The 20,977-nt window shown below is 36.2% G+C and carries 14 protein-coding genes; 9 read left to right on the top strand and 5 right to left on the bottom strand.

Annotated features, from left to right (window positions below; translation table 11 throughout):
- Positions 1-95 precede the first annotated feature (95 nt).
- Both VB248_RS10170 and pdxH read left to right on the top strand, forming a co-directional pair.
- Positions 96-1,487, top strand: a complete 1,392-nt coding sequence (locus VB248_RS10170; protein ID WP_323296774.1) for a glycoside hydrolase family 30 protein — start codon at positions 96-98, stop codon at positions 1,485-1,487.
- A gap of 229 nt (positions 1,488-1,716) precedes the next feature.
- Positions 1,717-2,361, top strand: coding sequence for a pyridoxamine 5'-phosphate oxidase (gene pdxH / locus VB248_RS10175; protein ID WP_323296660.1), 645 nt, complete (start codon positions 1,717-1,719; stop codon positions 2,359-2,361).
- Positions 2,362-2,486: 125 nt separating this feature from the next.
- Here the strand turns inward: pdxH and VB248_RS10180 are convergent, their stop codons facing one another.
- Positions 2,487-3,668, bottom strand: coding sequence for a class I SAM-dependent methyltransferase (locus VB248_RS10180; protein WP_323296661.1), 1,182 nt, complete (start codon positions 3,666-3,668; stop codon positions 2,487-2,489).
- Positions 3,669-3,921: 253 nt separating this feature from the next.
- Positions 3,922-4,491: a hypothetical protein gene (locus VB248_RS10185; RefSeq protein WP_323296662.1), complete on the bottom strand. Its 570-nt coding sequence runs from the start codon at positions 4,489-4,491 to the stop codon at positions 3,922-3,924.
- A 111-nt stretch (positions 4,492-4,602) separates the two neighbouring features.
- On the opposite strand from VB248_RS10185, the gene VB248_RS10190 reads away from it, so the two are divergent.
- Positions 4,603-5,295 carry a fatty acid desaturase gene (locus VB248_RS10190; protein ID WP_323296663.1) on the top strand — a complete coding sequence of 231 codons (693 nt, stop codon included), beginning with the start codon at positions 4,603-4,605 and terminating at the stop codon, positions 5,293-5,295.
- A 209-nt stretch (positions 5,296-5,504) separates the two neighbouring features.
- Here the strand turns inward: VB248_RS10190 and VB248_RS10195 are convergent, their stop codons facing one another.
- Both VB248_RS10195 and pheS read right to left on the bottom strand, forming a co-directional pair.
- Positions 5,505-8,474: a glycosyltransferase family 117 protein gene (locus VB248_RS10195; protein WP_323296664.1), complete on the bottom strand. Its 2,970-nt coding sequence runs from the start codon at positions 8,472-8,474 to the stop codon at positions 5,505-5,507.
- A gap of 227 nt (positions 8,475-8,701) precedes the next feature.
- Positions 8,702-9,739: a phenylalanine--tRNA ligase subunit alpha gene (pheS, locus tag VB248_RS10200; protein ID WP_323296665.1), complete on the bottom strand. Its 1,038-nt coding sequence runs from the start codon at positions 9,737-9,739 to the stop codon at positions 8,702-8,704.
- A gap of 281 nt (positions 9,740-10,020) precedes the next feature.
- Between pheS and VB248_RS10205 the strand changes: the two genes are divergently transcribed.
- Positions 10,021-10,239 carry a hypothetical protein gene (locus VB248_RS10205; protein ID WP_323296666.1) on the top strand — a complete coding sequence of 73 codons (219 nt, stop codon included), beginning with the start codon at positions 10,021-10,023 and terminating at the stop codon, positions 10,237-10,239.
- 149 nt (positions 10,240-10,388) lie between these two features.
- Here the strand turns inward: VB248_RS10205 and VB248_RS10210 are convergent, their stop codons facing one another.
- Positions 10,389-12,809, bottom strand: a complete 2,421-nt coding sequence (locus VB248_RS10210) for a DUF5686 family protein (protein ID WP_323296667.1) — start codon at positions 12,807-12,809, stop codon at positions 10,389-10,391.
- Positions 12,810-13,154: 345 nt separating this feature from the next.
- On the opposite strand from VB248_RS10210, the gene VB248_RS10215 reads away from it, so the two are divergent.
- The 5 genes from VB248_RS10215 (at position 13,155) to VB248_RS10235 (ending at position 20,872) form a co-directional block, all read left to right on the top strand.
- The gene (locus tag VB248_RS10215) at positions 13,155-15,341 is read left to right on the top strand and encodes a peptidase domain-containing ABC transporter (RefSeq protein ID WP_323296668.1); all 2,187 of its coding nucleotides are present in this window, start codon (positions 13,155-13,157) and stop codon (positions 15,339-15,341) included.
- A 4-nt stretch (positions 15,342-15,345) separates the two neighbouring features.
- Positions 15,346-16,713: an HlyD family secretion protein gene (locus tag VB248_RS10220; RefSeq protein WP_323296669.1), complete on the top strand. Its 1,368-nt coding sequence runs from the start codon at positions 15,346-15,348 to the stop codon at positions 16,711-16,713.
- 2 nt (positions 16,714-16,715) lie between these two features.
- A complete protein-coding gene (locus tag VB248_RS10225; RefSeq protein WP_323296670.1) occupies positions 16,716-18,167 on the top strand; it encodes a TolC family protein in 1,452 nt (483 codons plus the stop codon).
- Between the two features lie 171 nt (positions 18,168-18,338).
- Positions 18,339-19,568, top strand: coding sequence for a DEAD/DEAH box helicase (locus VB248_RS10230; RefSeq protein WP_323296671.1), 1,230 nt, complete (start codon positions 18,339-18,341; stop codon positions 19,566-19,568).
- A gap of 137 nt (positions 19,569-19,705) precedes the next feature.
- Positions 19,706-20,872, top strand: coding sequence for a class I SAM-dependent methyltransferase (locus VB248_RS10235; protein ID WP_323296672.1), 1,167 nt, complete (start codon positions 19,706-19,708; stop codon positions 20,870-20,872).
- The last annotated feature ends 105 nt before the right edge of the window (positions 20,873-20,977 follow it).

The following is a 20,977-nucleotide window of genomic DNA, read 5'->3' on the forward strand; positions in this document are numbered from 1 at the left end:
ACAAAACAGGATACCCCTACAAACGAAAAAGAGATTATTTTGCAGACTCTTGTGAATCAAGCTGACATCAAAACAATCTTCCTTTTATGAAAAATATGCTTAGAGTACTCCTCCTTTTCTGTTTCGCTGGCATTAACCATTTTTATAGTATTGCTCAAGGCAAAAATGTAGAAGTCTGGCTGACAAGTCCCGACAAATCTGCTTTGTTGCAAAAACAAGCCAAAACTTTCTCTTTTGAAAAAATTGATAACCTCCTCCCCACAATTTTTGTGGACGAGACCAAATCTTTTCAAAAAATGGATGGTTTTGGCTTTACGCTTACGGGCGGAAGTGCTACGTTAATCAACCAAATGGGCATTGCCGAAAAAAATGCTTTGCTAAAAGAACTCTTCACGACCAATGCCAACAATATTGGCGTAAGCTATCTCAGAATCAGCATTGGAGCTTCTGATTTAGACGACCATGTTTTTTCATATAATGATTTAAAACAAGGAGAAAGCGACCCGAAACTTAGCCAATTTTCATTAGCTCCCGATAAAAAAGACCTTATTCCTGTATTAAAACTAATTTTGGCAATCAATCCTGAAATCAAAATTTTAGGTTCGCCGTGGTCGCCACCAACTTGGATGAAAAGTAATGATAATTCAAAAGGTGGAAGTTTGAAACCAGAATATTATGGCGTTTATGCCCAATATTTAGCCAAGTACATCCAAGAAATGAAAAAAGAAGGTATCAAGATTGATGCCATCACGGTGCAGAACGAACCACTTCATCCCGGAAACAATCCAAGCTTATTGATGTTGCCCGAAGAACAATTACTCTTTGTAAAAAAATATTTAGGGCCAACATTCAAAGCTGGCAAGATTGCGACAAAAATCTTGATTTATGACCACAATGCCGACCGACCAGATTATCCTATCTCAATTTTGAATGACCCCGAAGCCAGAAAATATATTGACGGCTCGGCTTTTCATTTGTATGGCGGAAGTATTGAAGCTCTTTCGGATGTTCATAATGCTCATCCAGACAAAAATGTCTATTTCACTGAACAATGGATTGGAAGTCCAGGAAACTTTGCAGGAGATTTTGCTTGGCACATTAAAAATTTAATCATTGGTGCTTCTCGCAATTGGGCAAAAACAGTATTGGAATGGAATTTGGCTGCCGACCCACAACAAAATCCGCATACCGAAGGTGGTTGTACGCAATGCTTGGGAGCAATTACGATTGATGGCAACAAGATTACTCGTAATCCTGCCTATTATATTGTAGCACAGGCTTCAAAATTTGTTCGTCCCAATGCGGTAAGAATTGCCTCGAACGTAACGATGACTTTACCGAATGTTGCTTTTAAAACCCTTTCAGGCAAAAAAGTTTTAATCGTTCAAAACGAAAGTAACAAAGCTCAATCTTTTAATATTTCATTCCAAGGTAAAAAAATCACCCAAACGCTTGAAGCTGGCGTAGTGGCTACTTATGTTTGGTGATTTTTAGAATAGATTTTAGCATTGAAGATTAATAATGACGATAGATCAAGTGTTTGTTTTTCAAGGAAAAGCAAACACTTTTTTTTACAATGCTATTCAATATTATAAAATTTAAAATCCAACAATAACATTCCTCATTGTTGCTTTGTTTAATTTTAACGAAATTGGCATCATCATAGAAAAAACAAAAATTCTATTCAACAATCATTAAGAAATCGTCACCAGTATTATGACACATATTAATATTGCTGCCCTACGTGAAAATTACACAAAAGGGAGTTTGGATGTAGAAGATGTAAACGCTTCTCCACTCGAACAATTCAAAAAATGGTTTCATGAAGCCATTGAAAGTAAATTACCAGAACCCAACGCCATGTTGGTTTCTACGGTTTCAGCCGACGGAAAGCCGTCTGCGAGAGTAGTTTTGTTGAAAGGAATCGACGAAGGTTTTACTTTTTATACCAATTATCTCAGTAGAAAAGGTGCTGAATTAGCCGAAAACCCTCATGCTTGTATTACTTTTTTTTGGGTAGAATTAGAGCGACAAGTACGTATTGAAGGCAAAATGGAAAAAGTTTCAGCCGAAGAATCTGACGCATATTTTCAAGTTCGTCCTCTGGGAAGCCAAATTGGGGCTTGGGTTTCTAACCAAAGTATGGTGATTGAAAGCCGAGAAGTATTAGAAGAAAGAGAAAAACATTTGAAGGAAAAATTTGGGAATGAACCCATTCCAAGACCTCCACATTGGGGCGGCTATCGTTTGATTCCTGAATATGTAGAATTTTGGCAAGGTCGCCCATCAAGATTACACGACCGCATCGCCTATACAAAATTAGAAGAGCATACTTGGAAAATCGAAAGATTATCGCCTTAAAGAGTAGTGATGAATTGCGAGTGTGGAGTTTTGAGTCCAAATAATTACAATCTGTGAATAAAATAAAAGCGTTAGCGAATCATTAATTTATTTGTGATTGGCTAACGCTTTTATTTTACAATTATTTACAATTGAAACAATCTTTCTAAATGATGATATTCTATACCAAAGTACTCTTTTGTGGCTTTTAGCTTTGCCAAAATTTCTTCTTTTTTAGATACTGCATTCGGATTTTTAATTCCTACAACTAATACATTTTTAGGCGTATGAGCATCTGATATAAATTGAAACACTTTAGTTTTATAGCCGAAGTATTCCAAAATCATCGCTCTTATTCCGTCCGTTACCATTTCTGCTTGTCGCTCTAAAAAGATGCCGTACTTCGTCAAGAAATCTAATTCGTTGGATGCTTTATGTTTTTCAATTTCTCTTCTGATTTGTTTATGACAACAAGGTGCAACTACAATCAAATCGGCATTGGCGGTGATTCCTTTGTAAATGGCATCATCGGTGGCAGTGTCGCAAGCGTGCAGAGCAATTAAAATATTAGTACCTGTACTGTCATAATCTTCAATTGTTCCTTCTACAAAATTGAGTGTTGAAAAACCTGTATTTTGGGCAATGTTATTACAAAGTGCCACCATGTCTGGGCGGAATTCAACGCCTGTTACTGTTGCTTCAACTTTTAAGACATTTATCAAATAATCGTACAAAGCAAAAGTTAAATAGCCTTTGCCAGAACCCATATCGGCTACTTTTAACTGATTTTGCGTAGGAATATCTTTGATTAAAGTACTCAAGATTTCAACATAATGATTAATCTGACGATACTTATCTTGTGCATTTTTATAGACATTTCCTGCTTCATCGGTAATCTTTAATTCATGCAAATACGGTTTTTCCTGTGGCTTTATCAAGCGATTTTTCACTTTGTCATGTTCCAAAGAAATGGCTTTTGGATTACTTGAATCAGTTTTACGTAAAACGGTTTTTTGATTTAACTTTTCAATAATCAAATCAAATTTGTTTGTAAAAAGCGTTGCAATATTAAAACCTTCTTGCAATGCTTTTTCGACATCTTTGATACCTTCCGACAGTGAAAAATTCTTTACAATATCACGAGTTTTGTAGCGATAAGTAAAACTGAGTTTTTCTTCTTTTTTGATTAAAACTCTTTTGATATAAATATTCTTGAGTTGTTCTTCTGTGCCTTTATAATTGCCCAAAGAGATTTTTACAAAGGAATTATCTTGCAGACTTTCAGAGAAAGTCTTGATAAAAGTCGCTAAGTGTTCTTGTTGATTCATGGTAATGCTAAATATGAGTTATAAATTATGATATGTGTAAAACTTAAAACATTAACTAACAAGACTTTAAAGTACATTGTGACATTATGTTCCAACAAATGGACAATCTTATAAAAAACACAGAGAACCTCAGAGAATACAAGAGTTTCACAGAGAAACATTGTAACAAATACTCTGTGAAACTCCATAAACCTCTGTTAAACTCTGTGTATGAAAATTGTCAAGTAATTAGCTTTGCTTGTTTTAACATCAACTATATATCTGACTCAGCGATTTCATAAGTTTTTGGCATTTTTAATTCTTTGGCATAATAAGCAGTAGCGTATTTGTGGAGATATTCTAATAAAGTATTCATATCTGCATGAAAATCAAATTGAATATCTGGGTGCATTTTCACCACTTTTTTTAACAGAAAATCTGTTCTTTTCACTACATAAAGTGCCAAAGTATCTGACTTTGAAGAGTATTTTTCAATCCATTTCAATTGTTTTTCAAAGCACTCTTTCAGTAATTTCAAGGTCAATTCTACTTCTCCGTATTTGTCCTTGGTTACTTTTACATGGCGAGTAATTTCTGCATTGGTATAACGCATATCCATCATCAAATAGCCCGAAGAGTAATTGGTAGTATCGTATAATTTATCAATCAATACTTTTATCTCGTCTCTTCTCGACTCCATCGTTAGGCTTTCTTCCACCAAAGTAAAAGTCAATTGTTGAATCAAAATATCATCTTTACCGATGAGTCTCAACAATAATTTATCTTTCTCTTTCTGAGGCATCGCCACAATCGCCTGCTGTAATTCTTTTTCTATTTTTGCCATGCTCAATGCAAAACTGGATGCTAATGATTTATCTTATCTTTGTAACAAAGTTACGGATAAATGAGTTTTTAAAGTATCATTCTCAAATTACTTGTGCAGCCACTCAGTTTTATGAAGTATAAAGGACTCTTTTTTGCCATCAGTATTATTTCACTTTGGGGCATTTCGCTTGCCTACTTGTTGAATTATCCGATAGATTTTTATAATCCTTTGGTCTATGTTTTTATGTTGTTGCAAATGCAACTTTATACAGGCGTTTTTATTACTGCACATGATGCTATTCATGGCGTTGTTGCTCCGCATAATAAAAAACTCAACTATGCCATTGGTTTTTTGTGTGCTACACTTTTTGCTTATAATAATTATGAAAAATTATCAAAGAAACATCACTTACATCATAAAAACGTAGTAACTGACGATGACCCAGATTATTATAATGGAAACTTTTTTAGATGGTATTTAAAATTTGCGTTGGAGTACGTTACCTTCTGGCAGATTTTGTTGATGGCAATTACTTATAATCTATTGAAATTAGTTTTTCCGATGGAAAACCTGATTGTCTTTTGGGAAGTGCCAGCGATTTTGAGTACGCTACAACTTTTTTATTTTGGTACTTATCTTCCGCACCGTGGCGAACATGAGGCAAATGATATTTATAAATCTCGAAGTCAGAAACTCAATCATTTTATGGCTTTTATTTCATGTTACTTCTTTGGTTATCATCACGAACATCACGCTTATCCCTACTTGCCTTGGTGGAAATTGGCTGAGGCGAAGGAAAAGGAGGAATTGAAACATAGGTAGTGATTAGACAAGTTGATTGGTATTATAATTAGTATTTCATTTATCAAATTACATAAATCAAGTAAGTTTATGCGAATCAAAACACTAATTCACAATTGACAATTCACAATTTCATATTGATATTTAAGTACCCAACAATTGCATAAAAAAACTCCCTTATTCAATGATGAACAAGGGAGTTTTTTTATTGATTTCAGTAATAAAGCAAATTATGAATTTGCTTTAATCATCTGTTTATTAAACATTTCTTCGTACTTCGCTGCTTCTGGTAGTTTGGCATTTTTTACTCCTTCAACGATAATTTGCATTTCGTAAAGATTGGTCTGTACCTCACGAGAATCACTATTTCTACGGTCGTTTAAGTAATAATCCAAAGCTTTGCTATTTCTATTCATAATGGTATCAGCCATTTGTAAACCTGTTTTCTTATCGCCAGCGGCAAGGTACAAGGCAACAAAATTAGCTGAAAGCTGGTCGTAAGGAATGGTTTTATCTGGCATTACTTTCAAGCAATAATCCAAAGCTGCTTTTGCTTTCGCAAATTTACCTTCACGAACCAATTGGTCTGCCAAACGCAAGAAAGCCAAACGAGCCGTTACCACTGGTACTTCTAAATAGAAATCTGAATGATAATAAGTATTGGCGTTGTCTAAATCTCTCCAGAACATTTTCTTGGTAAGATTGTCAAACATAATGTCGCTATTGACAAAACCATCTTTTGCTTCAGGAATTTTGAATGGCATTAGTCTGTACGCATAACCTTCTAATTGCATGTATTCTTTCAAGTTCAAATAGCTTGCCGAAGGAAGCGTAGAAGCAAAATACACTGGACGTTTCCAACCTGTTGCAGCATTCTGAGCGATAATGTCAAACTGAATCAATTCTGGTTTCATCACACCGCTTTTTCCTGCCGACCATGCCATTTGTGGCGTAACCAGTGATTCGTACTCTTTTGGTACAAAACCTGCTTTTTTCACCGCTTCAACATCAATTGGTAAGAAAAGATTTTCCGTTGGCAAAGTATTAATCATCGAACCATCCGTTAAAGGTACTTTAATCGCTGGATTATCGTCTCTGATTAATTTCAAGTATTCAATTAAATTGATTCCAGATTTTACATTCGGATTTTCATAAAACATAATTTGCTCGTTCAATCCTTCCAAGAAACGGTCTTTTGGTAAAGAAATTGGAAGTGCTTGCGACTGATATGTTTTACGTTTCATTTGGTCGATATACCAATCTGTTCCTAAAAGAGAAAGGTTACAAACACGCACGTCTGTACGATAACCTTCTACTTCTTGTACATACCACAATGGGAAAGTATCGTTATCGCCACCTGTAAATAAAATCGCATTCGGAGCACAAGAATTTAACATATTCTTGGCGAAATCTACTTGATGATAACGGTGATTACGGTCGTGGTCATCCCAGTTTTGTTGAATCATAATCACAGGAACAACCGCAGTAATGGCTGTGGCAACTGTACCCGTAACCATTGGATTTTTCAATGCTTTTCCAAGCCACTCCGCAATTTGAATTACTCCAAGACCAATCCAGATAGCAAAGAAGTAGAATGAACCTACATAAATATAGTCACGTTCACGAGGTTCAACTGGTGGCGAGTTGAGGAATACAACCAATGCCAAACCTGTCAGCAAGAACATCAAAGTGGTTACTAAGAAATCATTTTCGTTTTTACGAACTAAAAGAACAAAACCAAACAAGCCCAAAATCAATGGCAACCAGAAGTAATTGTTGCGAGCTTTATTGTTTGCCAAAAGTTCAGGTAATTCTCCTTTACGACTATAATCAATTACGCCTGCATTTTGAATATCACTTTCACGACCAACAAAATTCCAGAGTAAATATCTCATGTACATGTGACCCATCTGGTGCGTAAACATAAACTTGAGGTTATCGCCAAAACTTGGTTTTTCGCCCGCAGCCAAACCTAACATTTCTTCATAAAGCTGAATATGCTGTGGCGAGCTACTGTAAACACGTGGCAACAACATTTGTCCATCTTTTGAATAAATCAATTTTTGTTTGTGGTCATATACTTCATATTTACCATCTTTCATTTTGTAAACAGGAGCACCCTGCTCTACATTTTCAACAGTAGCAGTATAGATTGGGCCATACAATAATGAACGTTCGCCGTATTGTTCACGCTTCAAATATTTTACGTAATTTAAAATATTACTTGGGTCGTTTTCATTGATTGGCGTATTGAAAGTAGAGCGAACAAAAGCCAAATTGTACGACAAGTAACCAATTAAAACAAATACAAGCGATAATAACGATACGTTTAAGGTTACTTTTTCTTTTTTGATTGAATGTAAAATTCCCCAAACGATTGCTCCAACCAAAATAATCAAGAATATCGTAGCTCCTACGCCATAAGGTAAGCCAAAGCCATTTGTGAAGATTAATTCAAACTGAAATGCCATTGAAGGAATCCCCGGAATAATAGCCGAGTTAATTACTCCCAGAATCACCAAACCAATAAACAAAGCAATAAAACCACCTTTATAAGTAGGTTTGGGATATTTTTTGAAATAGTATAATAATGCCAACGCAGGAACAGTCACCAAGTTCAATAAGTGAACACCGATTGAAAGCCCAACGATATAAGCAATTAAAATCAACCAACGGTTTGCTGACGCTTCATCCTCGATAAGCTCCCATTTGAAAGCTGCCCATACTACCAAAGCAGTAAAGAAAGAAGACATGGCATATACTTCGGCTTCTACTGCCGAGAACCAAAAAGTATCAGAGAAAGCATAAGCCAAAGAACCCACAACACCTGCCCCTAACAAAGTAATGGCTTCTCCTTTTGAAAGTTCTTCAAATTTCTTGTTATACACTTTACGTCCGATAAGTACGATAGTCCAGTGCATAAACAGGATTGTTAAAGCACTCGAAAGTACCGACATCATGTTTACCCAATAAGCTACCTGAGTAGTATCAGAACCTGCCAATAAAGAGAACATTCTTCCTAATAAAAGAAATAGAGGAGCACCTGGAGGGTGTGGAACTTGCAGTTTAAAAGCACAAGCGATGAACTCGCCACAATCCCAAAAAGAAGCAGTACGTTCAACGGTTGCGGTGAAAACAAAAAGTGAAATAGCAAAAACGGCCCAGCCTATTAAGTCGTTTATTCGTTTAAAATTGTTCATTGAGGGTACGTTATCAGTTATTGACTATGAACGAAGATGTATCAAACATTCATAACTCTTACAAAAAAGACAAATTTGAAATCAAAAATACTAAATTAGATTGGCTTACTGAGTCGGAAGCTGTTAAAATGTGTTAATTCAGCCACGAAGTAAGGGGTTTTTAAAATAAAAAGACCTGTTTGTGTTACAGGTCTTTTTAGGATGAATGCCCAAATCATTTCCTTTTGTTATAAACCTTCAAACTGACGTAAGAATCTTACATCGTTTTCGGTGAATAATCGTAAATCTTTGATTTGATATTTCAACATCGTGATTCTTTCAATTCCCATTCCGAAGGCGAAACCTGTGTATTCTTGTGAATCAATACCGCATTGTTCAAGTACATTGGGGTCAACCATTCCAGAACCAGCAATTTCTACCCAACCCGAATATTTACAAACATTACAGCCTTTGCCTTTACAGATTAAACAAGTAATGTCGATTTCGGCAGAAGGTTCTGTAAATGGGAAATACGAAGGACGATAACGTACTTTAGTGTCTTGTCCAAACATCTCTTTGGCAAAGTAATAAAGCGTATCTTTCAAATCTTTGAAGCCTACATTTTTATCTACATACAAGCCTTCTACTTGGTGAAACAAACAGTGAGCTCTGGCAGAAATGGCTTCATTACGATACACTCGCCCCGGCATGATAGAACGCAACGGCGGTTTCTGATTTTGCATCAAACGAATCTGAACGTTTGAAGTATGCGTTCTCAACAAAATATCGTCAGCTACGTTTCCGCCTTTTTTCTCGATAAAGAAAGTATCTTGCATTTCACGAGCAGGGTGATTTTCTGCGAAATTCAAAGCCGTGAAATTATAAAAATCAGATTCAATTTCTGGGCCATCCGATACATTGAAACCCATTTTAGCAAAGATTTCAATAATTCTGGCACGCACCAAAGTCAATGGATGAATACTTCCATTTTCAAAAGGAACATTCGGTAAAGTGAGGTCAAATTCAATAGCCACAGCTTTATCCGAAGAAGCCTCCATCAAAGTCTGAAACTCATTAAATTTTTGCTGTGCTGCATCTTTCAAAGTATTCAATGCTTGTCCAACCGCACGGCGTTCTTCTTGGGCAACGTTTTTTAGTCCGTCAAAAAGTTCCCCAATCACGCCCTTGCGTCCAACATAAGCAATACGGAAGGCTTCAAGTTGTTCCTTAGTGGAAATTTGAAAATCAGCAATCTGCTGATGAATGTTGTTAATCTTATCTTGCATTTATCGGTATTGAATTCAGTGAGCCAATAATCATTGATTAATTTGGCATCTTGAAGAACATTTCTTGTGATGGTTTTCTTGAAGATGCACAAAATTACACTATTCACTATAAAGGGCAAAAAAAAAGGCAAATTTAGAGATTTGCCTTTTTTTTATCTTGAAGGGAATTAGCTTATATTTTAATTTTAAAGCAAAAGAAGTTGTAGTCAAGCTTGCGAAAGTACTTATTTGAGTCTGCCATTTTTTTACTTATATTTGATTAATAATAAGCCATCATATCTATGACACAAATCGTATTAGAAATAGAAAATGAAAATGATTTGGTATCAATATTGGCAATTGCTCAACAATTGAATATTAAACATTTTACCTTGAAGGACTCAGAAGCATTGACAAACTCAGAGCATAATCATCGTAAAGCTGGACTGGCTAAATTTAAAGGTATTCTAAATACAAACAATAGTTATTATCCACCCAAATCTGAATTCTACGAACAATGAGAGTTTTTGTTGACAGTAGTGTTTTAATTGAGTTTGAAAATGGAAGAAACCAAGACCTTTTATCCATTTTACTTGATAATTCTACCATTGAATTATGACCAACTTAAAAATTCATACAAAAAATAAACAATAGCTTTAAAACTATTCTATCACCAATCTGGCGTTACTCCTCCTCTCACTCTTGAATTAAGAGAAATCCTTATACCGATTTGTGTATTTTTTACATGATTGAAATTCTTGTCGGGATAACCAACACTGTTGTAAGCAAATACGGCTTCTACTCTTAGAATTCTTAGAATGCCATCTACACCATAGCCAAATTCTACATTGTGTATATTATTGTTGGCAGTGTAAAGGTAATTGGCAAAAAGTTCCTCACGAATCCCCAAATTTCTGACTCCCATCAATTGCGTTAGAGCAAACTTTCGCAAACCTACCATCGTCATAATGTCTATGTATGAACCATTGGTAGAAAAATAAAATGGGTCAATCAACTTTTTACTTACTCCCCAAACATAATTATCATAAAAACCAACCAAACGGTGCGTCGTGAGGGCATCGCCAATAGAAATCATATTATTGTTTCCGTTGAAGTGCTTATAATCTGCAAAAGTCATTTTATTGGCACTTAAAAATGTTCCGACTTGTGCGATATAATTGAAATTGGTATTGATACTCAAAGGGAAATTGTGTGTAATGCCCAATTCGATGGTATGAAAATCCATTTCGCTACCAAAAAGCTTTGGAATTGCTCCACGGTATTTAAAAGTAATCAGTGGCGACGAAGAAAAATCTACGTAACGGATATTATTACGATACTGTTTTTTTAAAGTAGGACGGTAATTGATTTGAAAACTTGCTAAAAAAGCGTCGTTGATATTAAAATTGCTCTTCCCCATTTCTTGATTCTGTGGGAAATTGGGCAAGTAAGCATCGCCTCCAAAATTAATCCAGTAATAATTTGTTGTGTTTTCTAAAGGATAACGCCTCGCCCATTCCAAAGAGGTTTTAATCCCCAGTGTATTTGAAAAACGGTCACTGAAAGAAATATTGATAAAATCTTTTTCGTAGATTTTCACAAAGTTTTTCTTCAATAAAAGGGTTGACAGCGAGTTCAAATCAAGAGCCACAGGCGTATCTACGTTGTACTGTGAAATGAATTCACCACCCGAAACACTTATTTCTTCTTTTTGGGTTTTCCAGCGTACTTTCAACATCCCCATTGAGCGATTTTGCGTAACTGAATAACGCCAAGTTGGGTCTATTTCCCACCAATCATAACGATTGCGACGATAGCGAAACAAAGCCCCAGTATTATACACGAAACCTTCAACCGTATTGAAATTAAAATCTAACACAGGTGATTTATAATAGATTTCGTAAGGATAAAATCCTTTTTTGGTCTTTCCCCAAAAGTACGAGCGACTAAAAAGTACGCTACCAATACCAAATTTCTGATTTGCTTGGCGATAAGTAGAAAACTCGTCGGGTTGGGTTGGCAATGAGTTTTTATTCAAATAACTAATAGGCAAATCAGGCGTAAAAGATTCAAATTGAGTAGCTTGCTTCAATTGATACCAAAAATCATTGGTCTGAAATTCTGCATTTTCTGAAATATCTACTTTGTCATAACGCCTCAAACCCGAAGCAATGTTGGCATCACTCCACTGACTTTTTAGGTTTGTACCCAATGCAGACATTACTTGTTTGAATTGTTGTACTTCAAAATTTCGCTCTTGAACGTTTACAATTTCTTTAAAACTTTTCTCGTCTGGACGAGCTAAATCGGGAAAATTCTTTGCTTCGATGGCTTGGTAATTCCAAACTTTGGCGGCATAAGTATAAGTACCTTCAAAGCCCATCAAACTGCCCGAAGCCGATATTTTGTACTGTACCGGAAACCATTCAGCCCCAAAAGGTTGATAATGAATCATAATTTGGTAGGATACATTATAATTCTTTACCTTCAAATCAACACTTTGTAAAGCAAAATCACCTGCTGTAATTGAGATTGTACCACTAAATACTTTTTCATCATTATCGTTTTTAGGAATTACCCGAATTCGATAAATTTTTACGCCTGCTTCCGTCAAAGAATCTATTAATTGAAATTGATAATATTGAAAAGCTTTGGGCGAAAGTGGCGAAATGGCATCTGTTCCTAAAACATTTTTATAAAAATTAGGATTAACATATTTATCAGGGCGGGGTTCTACGTGATAATTATTCCGAATAGCTTCAAGCTTAAAAGAATAAGTGTTATCATTGCTAACCGAAAATTTAGCATACGATTCTGACTGATAAGGAAGATTTTCTTCAACGCCTTCTTCTGAAAGAATGGCTTTCCATAAGCCCGGAATTCGAGTCCACTTGCCTGTGTTTTGTATAAATACTTCTGCCTGATAATTGGCATAAGCTTTATCATGAGCAGGTGCAAGCTTAATGGCTTGTTCGATGATTGCGTTTACTGATGTAACAGGGGAATCTTTTGAAATCTTGGAAGTAGCATATAAATCCTGAAAGCAATTAGCAAATACAAATAAAATTATCGACGAGAGTTTTTGGAACATATTAATTGTTTTGTTTCTATATCAGCATAAGTTTCAAATGTATAGGAATGGAGATTTGTTAGTTTTTTTTTAAATATTGATAAATTTAATATGACCAATATTATGCCTATTTTAAATTCTGAGCAAACAACAAGGTCGCAAATTTACGAACAAACTTTGGTACAATGATTTGCGAACGAACAATTCTTAAGCCATATCTATCCTTTCCTAAGACCTTTTATCACATTATTTAGAATATTTCTAAACTAACAAGAAAAAATAGTTGTTATAACAATTAATTTTGAGCTATCAAGTTAAAAAGGAAACATTACATACAAACATATATTTCACTCAAACAAAGCGACTATGCAATCCACTCAGTTAAGCCTTATTGTTAAGAAACTAACAGAGTTTTACGGAACACGTTTTGACAACTTTGCTTACAAATCACCTTTATCTGGCTCGAAAACCTATTCGTCAGATGAAATGGATGCTTTTGTAAATGCACTGATTCAAGCTGCCCGTAAACAAGATTTACTAATGGTTGAAAATTATGCTACCGAGCAAGATTTTCAAGAACTTATCAGAAAAAACAATCATCCTTTAATTTTCTTTAACGAAAGAAACGGTAAAGTAAATACAGTTTTGGCTGGAAGAACCTTAAAAGATGACAAAGCTTTCTTTTATGAGTTCGCCGACGACCAAGAAGAGCAAGAAATAGATGAAAATCAATTTTTTAAACCAAGCAAAATCTTCGACAATGCGGATAAAAATAAAGATGGAAAAGTACGTTTTCTGAAAGTGTATCCGCTTGAAAATATTCATGATGTTCCTTCGCACGACCACCTTACGCCACTTCAACGTTTGTTTAGAATGCTAAGTGCCGAGAGTAAAGACATCGGTTATATTTACATTTACGCCATCGTAATCGGGATTATTAGCTTAACACTGCCACTTGGTATTCAGGCTATTATCGGTTTGGTTTCGGGTGGTTTAGCATTTAGTTCGGTTTATGTATTGATTACGGTCGTGATTTTAGGCGTTACGATTTCTGGGATTTTGCAGATTTATCAGCAAACTTTAGTCGAAATCCTTCAACGAAGGGTATTCGCCAAAGCCGCTTTTGAATTTACTTATCGTATTCCAAGAGTAAAATCTGAAGCCCTTTTAAATGCCTACGCTCCAGAATTAATGAACCGCTTTTTTGATATTCTGAATGTACAAAAAGCACTTCCAAAAGTACTTATCGACATCACGGCGGCATTAATTCAGATTCTTTTTGGAATCATTCTGCTTTCGCTTTATCACCCATACTTCATCGCTTTTGGTTTTCTTACAATTACTATCGTTACGATTGTGGTGGTTTTAAATGCCTCAAAAGGAATGGAAACCAGTTTGGCTGAGTCGAAATACAAGTATAAAGTAGCTCAGTGGTTAGAAGACATCGCCCGTACTTTATATGCTTTCAAATCGGCTGGTTCTACCAATTTGCCCATGCAGAAAATGGATTATTTGGTAGATAATTACTTGAAGTATCGTAAAAAACACTTCAAAGTACTCATGATTTTGTATGGAAATGCCTTATTTTTCAAAGCCTTTATTACTGGGATTTTGTTGGTTTTGGGTACTTCTTTGGTAATTGACAGACAAATTTCTTTAGGACAATTTGTAGCTTCTGAAATCATTATCGTATTGGTTGTCAATTCAGTAGAAAAATTAATTTCTGGTACTGATACCGTTTTTGATTTACTAACGGCTGTTGAAAAAATGGGACACGTTACGGATTTACCACTCGAACGCTCAACAGGATTGAATATTGATTTCCACGAAAACAATAAAGATTTAGACATCGAGTTGAAAAATGTTAGCTATCGTTATCCCGACGGCGAAAAGTATGTTTTGAAGAACCTCAACTTAAAGATAAATCCTAAAGAAAGTATTTGTATCACGGGTACGAATGGCTCAGGAAAAGAAACTTTATTGAAAATTCTTTCAGCGATTTTCACCGATTTTGAAGGAGCAATTACTTATAACGGTATTTCTATTCGTGATGTAAAGTTAGATTCAATTCGGGATGCCATTGAAAGAAACTTGGCATTGGATGCCATTTTCGATGGGTCGCTTTTAGAAAACATTGCGATGGGTCGCTCAAGTGTGAAGTTTAGCGATATTCAATGGGCTTTGGATAATCTGAACCTCAACGATTTTATTGCCGAATTACCCGAAGGACTCAGCACGCCAATGATTGCAGGCGGAAAGCGTTTTTCTGAAAGCTTTATTGCCAAAATTTCTGTGGCAAGATGTGTGGTAGAAAAACCAAAATTGTTGATGATTACCGACATCTACCGTGAACTTCACAAAGCTGAAAGATTAAAAACGATTGCTTTCTTGACCGATAAAGCCAATCCGTGGTCATTACTTACGATTTCAAACGACCCAATGGTAATGGCGGCTTGCGACAGAGTAATCGTTTTGAACGAAGGCGAAATTGTATTACAAGGCACGTACCAAGAATTAATCAAAGACATTCACTTTCAAGAAGCAATAGACTAAAGATATGTTGAATTTATCAAAACAAAGTACCAGTAAGCAAATCAACGAGCAGTTTGAATTATACTCGCTCAATACTTTGCATACGCCACGCTCGGCTGTGATTTTAAAGCGTTGGCTAATGGTTATCGGAATAATTTTAATTGCTGTACTCTTTTTACCCTGGCAACAAAACGTAACGGGAAAAGGTGATATTTCGGCTTTTACACCCAAAGACCGCCCGCAAAATATACAAAATATTATTTCGGGAAGAATAGAAAAATGGATGGTAAAAGAAGGAGATTTAGTACAAGCTGGCGATACTTTATTAGTAATTTCTGAAACGAAAGACGATTACTTCGACCCCAACTTGCCTTCTCGATTGAAAGAACAATTGAGTGCTAAACAGGACGGACTAACGAGCTATCGTCTAAAAATCGAAGCTTTAGACCAACAAATCGCAGCTTTGGAACAAAATCAGAAATTTAGTTTGCAGAAAGCCCGCAACAAAGTAAAGCAAGGCTTTTTGAAAGTAACTTCTGATAGCACGGATGCCCTTGCCGAACAAGTACAGTTTAATATCGCCCAGACTCGTTACGACCGAGGCGAAGACCAATATAAGAATGGCGGTTTGGTTTCATTAAGCGAATTGGAATCTCGAAGATTAAAATTGCAAGAAACAAGGGCCAAATTGGTTTCAACACAAAACAAATTAGCGATTTCACGTCAGGAATTAATCAATGCACAAATTGAATTAAATTCCATCAATGCCGAGTACGCTGAAAAAATCTCAAAAGCACAGTCCGACAGAAGTTCGGCACTTTCGGCTTTAGCCGCTGGACAATACGAATTGTCGCAATTGAACAACAAAATCACTAATGTTGGCATTCGTAGAAATCAGTACTTCATCAAAGCTCCGCAAGAAGGTTATGTAGTGCGTTCATTAAAAGCAGGGATTGGTGAAATGATTAAAGAAGGTGAATCTATTTGTACGCTTCAACCTTTTGCTCCTGAAATGGCGGTAGAATTATACGTAAAAGCCATGGACGTTCCATTAATTACCGAAGGCAGAGAAGTACGTTTGCAATTTGAAGGTTGGCCTTCCTTAGTATTTTCGGGTTGGCCTTCGGCTACGGTGGGTACTTTTGGCGGTATCGTAAAAGTAATCGACCGCATCGACAACAGTAAAGGCGAATACCGTTTACTGATTGTACCAAAAATTCATAAAGGCGAACAAGAGTGGCCAAAACAATTGAGAATGGGCTCGGGCGTAGTAGGCTGGGTAATGTTGAACGATGTACCTGTTTGGTACGAAATCTGGCGACAACTGAACGCCTTCCCTCCTACTTTGAAACAAGAACCAGAAGCAGCTCTAAAAACCGAAAAAGCAAAATAAAAATGAAGCACACTATCAATATTAGCGTTTGCAACAGCTCTATTTTGCCAAAAAAAGCTTTTCAAACGTTAGGACTTTACGTCTTATTTTTCATACTGAGCATTGTAAATAGCAATGCTCAGGTAACTTTTGGTTATGAAGATTTTAAGAGTTTAGTCTTGAAAAATCACCCAACTGTCAAGCAAGCCAATTTGTACTTGTCGGATGCTGATGCCGAAATCATGCAGGCTAAAGGTGCTTTCGACCCAAAATTGTCTTCAAATTTTGATAGAAAAGCCTTTAAAGGCGATGAGTACTACAATCGTTGGATTAATGCCTTAAAAGTTCCTACTTGGTCGGGCGTAGATTTTAAAGTAGGTTACGAACAAAATAACGGTAAAAAACTGTTGCCAGAAGAATCTTCACAATTGTTCGTGGCAGGTTTAAGCGTTCCGATTGCCCAAGGTTTGGTAATTGATGCTCGTAGAAATACGTTGAAACAAGCCAATTTAGCCAAAAATATTGCTCAAGCCGAACGCCAAAAGCTTATCAACAAAACCATTTTATACGCTGCCAAAAGCTATTGGGAATGGTGGTTTAGTTATCAGCAATTGCAGTACATTCGTGAAGGTTATGAATTGGCAAACCAAAGATTTATCGCTACTCGTGAGCGTTCAAGAATTGGTGAACAAGCAACGATAGATTCGGTAGAAGCCAAAATTACTTTACAAGACCGTGAAGTGGCGATGGAACAAGCCAAAGTAGATTTACAAAATGCAAGATTGGCACTGTCTAATTACTTGTGGGACGATAAAGAAAATCCTTTGGAATTGCCCGAAGATGCTTTTCCGCCTTTGTCGGCTGTGAGAAAAGTGGACGAAACTACGCTTCAAAGTTTGATTGCACAGGCAAAAACGCAACATCCTGAAATTCAAAAATATGACTTAAAAATTCAGCAATTGGTCATAGAAGAGAAATTTAGAAAAGAAATGTTGAAGCCTACTTTAAATGCCAACATCAACTTTATTGCGGATAGCTTTAGCTCGAAGCCGGGTTCTGCTTATGAAAATTCATTTTCGACCAATAATCATAAACTTGGTTTTGAATTTTCGATGCCACTTTTTTTACGAAAAGAAAGAGGGAAATTACAACAAATCAGAATTAAGCAACAAAGTACTGGTTTTGAACTTACGCTGGCTCGTCGTGAAATTATGAACGATGTGTATTCGGCTTATAACGATGTGAAAAATTTTGAGCGTCAGCTAAAAATTCAGCAAGATGCCGCTCAAAATCAGGCGTTGCTCACAAAAGCCGAACAAAGAAAATTTGAAATTGGCGAGAGTACACTTTTTCTAATCAATTCAAGAGAAAGTAAATTGATTGATATGAAAATTAAAGTAGAATCCTTGAAAAGTAAATACGAAAAAGCCTTAGCCAATTTGGCTTATACGGCGGGTTTAACAGAATTATTATAAAGATTTTTGCAGAAAAGGCTTGGGATGTCAATTTGCTTTTCACGTAAAATTTTGTTATCTTTTCAAAATTATATAATAGGATTTATTGATACTGAGCATGAAAAGGATGCTTAGAACCAACAAGTTGCGGACAAAATTTATAATAGAAACAAAATTTTAAACAAATTCAAATTGACATTTCAAGATTTTAACTTTGACGAAAAACTATTAGAAGGTTTAGCGTCGATGGGGTACACCAAACCAACTGCCATACAAGAACAAGCCATTCCGCTGATTCTTCAAAATAAAGATTTAATTGCCTGTGCTCAGACTGGTACAGGAAAAACGGCGGCTTTTTTGTTGCCGATTTTGCATAAAATCATCAACACGCCCGACAAACAAAGGCATCTCAACACGCTCATTATTTCGCCAACTCGTGAATTAGCCACACAAATCGACCAGCAAGTAGAGGGTTTGGGCTATTTTACAGGCATCAGTTCCATTTCAATTTATGGTGGTGGCGACGGTGCAGCATGGAATCAGCAACGCAAAGCTTTGGAAGATGGAGCGGAAATCATCATTGCAACGCCCGGACGACTTATCGCTTTGTTGCAAATGGGCAAAATTAATTTTGCTCATTTAAAACACTTGATTCTGGACGAAGCCGACAGAATGTTGGACATGGGTTTTTATGATGACATTCTGAAAATCATTAAATACTTGCCCGCCGAACGCCAAACGATACTTTTCTCGGCTACGATGCCCCCGAAAATTCGTTTATTGGCAAATACCATCGCCAAAAATCCTGAGCAAGTAAATATTTCGATTTCAAAACCTTCTGAGGGAATTCTTCAACAAGCTTACTTGGTTTTTGATGCACAAAAACTAAAATTACTGACGAGTATTTTAGCCGATGAAAAGTACAGTAGCGTCATTATTTTTGCATCAACCAAAGAAAACGTTAAGAAATTAGACAAAGAATTGAAGCAAGTGGGGCTAAAAGCCAAAGCTTTTCACTCTGATTTAGAACAAAAAGAAAGAGAGGAAATCTTACGAGAATTTAAAAGTAAATCGTTGCCGATTCTGATTGGAACAGACATACTTTCGAGAGGAATTGATGTTGAAGGTATCAATTTGGTAGTCAATTTCAATACCCCACACGACCCAGAAGATTACATTCACCGCATCGGACGAACGGCACGTGCTGCCACAACGGGCGTAGCCATTACTTTTATCAACGACAAAGACCAACGTAAATTTGCGGCTATTGAGGCACTTATCGGCAAAGAAATTCCTAAATTACCTTTACCCGAAGGCTTAGGCGAAGGCCCAGCTTATCAGCCCAATAGAAGAGTTGGTCCTGATAGTTTCAAGAAAAAACCTTTTAAGAAAAAGAAAAAAGTAGCCTCAAAACAAGAATAAATACGGCATATTATTTTTTGAGCAAAAACCTGTCCCTTAATTTTGTGGCTTAAATTCACAAGCATATCGAATCGTCAGCCACATACTTTCTTTCACAAGAAGAAAAAAACTTTATCAGAACACATCTCAACGACGATGTGAATCAACTATTACTACAAGCCAAACGCTTTCCAACACTTCAAATTCCGTACTTGGTAGCACAAATTCAGGCAAGACAAAAAGCTAAAAACAAATTGCCTGAATGGACGGAAAATATCGAAGTATTTTTCCCGAAAATGCTCTCTTTGGAACAATCTTCTTCTGAAATTACAGCAAAATTCAAAGCTGAATTAATCAAAGGCGAAAGTATTTTAGACCTCACGGGCGGCATGGGAATTGACCTTTCGTACTTGAGCAAAAGTTTTCAAAATGCTTTTTATGCCGAACAAAACCCCGATTTAGCCAAAATCACGCAATATAATTATCAAGTATTGGGCATTCAGAATGTCCAATTTTTTACTGGAAATTCTGAGTCTTGGTTGCAAGAAAATGAGCGAAAATTTTCTTGGATTTACCTTGACCCACATCGCCGAGACGACACTGGCAATAAAGTAGTAAAACTACAAGATTGTGAACCTAATATATTAAAAATCAAAGATTTGATTTTTGAAAAGAGTGATAACATTTTATTAAAAGTATCGCCCATGTTGGATATTGACTTGGCGATTTTAGAGTTGAAAAACGTCATCAAGGTCTATATCGTAGCCGTAGAAAATGAAGTAAAAGAAATCCTATTTCAACTTCAAAAAAACTATGAGGGCGAAGCCACTATCACTGCTGTAAATTTCCCCAAGTCAAGCAATACTACTGACATCAATGAATTGGAAAAACAGATTTTTTCTTTCCGAAAGTCAGAAGAAAAAACGGCTATTATCCAATTTAGCGAAGCCCAAGCATTTTTGTACGAACCCAATGCCGCTATCTTAAAATCAGGAGCTTTCAGAATGACAACTCAACACTTTGGTTTACAAAAAATCGCTCCGCATAGTCATCTTTATACCTCCGCCGAATTAGTCGAAGATTTTCAAGGAAGAAGTTTCCAAGTACAAGGTGTTTGTAAATTAGATAAAAAAGAAATCAGCCGATACCTTAGTGGCAACAAAGCCAATATTACCATTCGTAATTTTCCGCTAACGGTAAAGCAAATCAGGGAAAAACTCAAAATCAACGAAGGCGGAGAACATTACCTTTTTGCTACGACTGATGCAAAAAATCAAAAGATTGTCATTATTTGCAAAAAAGTAACACGAGTTTCCAACTCGTAAAGTGTGGACGAGTTGGAAACCTAACAGAAGTAACACGAGTTTCCAACTCGTAAAGTGTGGACGAGTGGAAACCTAACAGAAGTAACACGAGTTTCCAACTCGTAA

This window comes from Arcicella rigui (assembly GCF_034929435.1).
Classification (GTDB): domain Bacteria; phylum Bacteroidota; class Bacteroidia; order Cytophagales; family Spirosomataceae; genus Arcicella; species Arcicella rigui.

What these genes read in the sequence shown, in the direction of transcription:
- VB248_RS10185 (WP_323296662.1), bottom strand. Translation starts at nt 4,491, where the DNA reads ATGGCAAAAATAGAAAAAGAATTACAGCAGGCGATTGTGGCGATGCCT.
- VB248_RS10170 (WP_323296774.1), top strand. Translation starts at nt 96, where the DNA reads ATGCTTAGAGTACTCCTCCTTTTCTGTTTCGCTGGCATTAACCATTTT.
- VB248_RS10220 (WP_323296669.1), top strand. Translation starts at nt 15,346, where the DNA reads ATGTTGAATTTATCAAAACAAAGTACCAGTAAGCAAATCAACGAGCAG.
- VB248_RS10180 (WP_323296661.1), bottom strand. Translation starts at nt 3,668, where the DNA reads ATGAATCAACAAGAACACTTAGCGACTTTTATCAAGACTTTCTCTGAA.
- VB248_RS10215 (WP_323296668.1), top strand. Translation starts at nt 13,155, where the DNA reads ATGCAATCCACTCAGTTAAGCCTTATTGTTAAGAAACTAACAGAGTTT.
- VB248_RS10205 (WP_323296666.1), top strand. Translation starts at nt 10,021, where the DNA reads ATGACACAAATCGTATTAGAAATAGAAAATGAAAATGATTTGGTATCA.
- VB248_RS10195 (WP_323296664.1), bottom strand. Translation starts at nt 8,474, where the DNA reads ATGAACAATTTTAAACGAATAAACGACTTAATAGGCTGGGCCGTTTTT.
- pheS (WP_323296665.1), bottom strand. Translation starts at nt 9,739, where the DNA reads ATGCAAGATAAGATTAACAACATTCATCAGCAGATTGCTGATTTTCAA.
- VB248_RS10210 (WP_323296667.1), bottom strand. Translation starts at nt 12,809, where the DNA reads ATGTTCCAAAAACTCTCGTCGATAATTTTATTTGTATTTGCTAATTGC.
- VB248_RS10190 (WP_323296663.1), top strand. Translation starts at nt 4,603, where the DNA reads ATGAAGTATAAAGGACTCTTTTTTGCCATCAGTATTATTTCACTTTGG.
- pdxH (WP_323296660.1), top strand. Translation starts at nt 1,717, where the DNA reads ATGACACATATTAATATTGCTGCCCTACGTGAAAATTACACAAAAGGG.
- VB248_RS10225 (WP_323296670.1), top strand. Translation starts at nt 16,716, where the DNA reads ATGAAGCACACTATCAATATTAGCGTTTGCAACAGCTCTATTTTGCCA.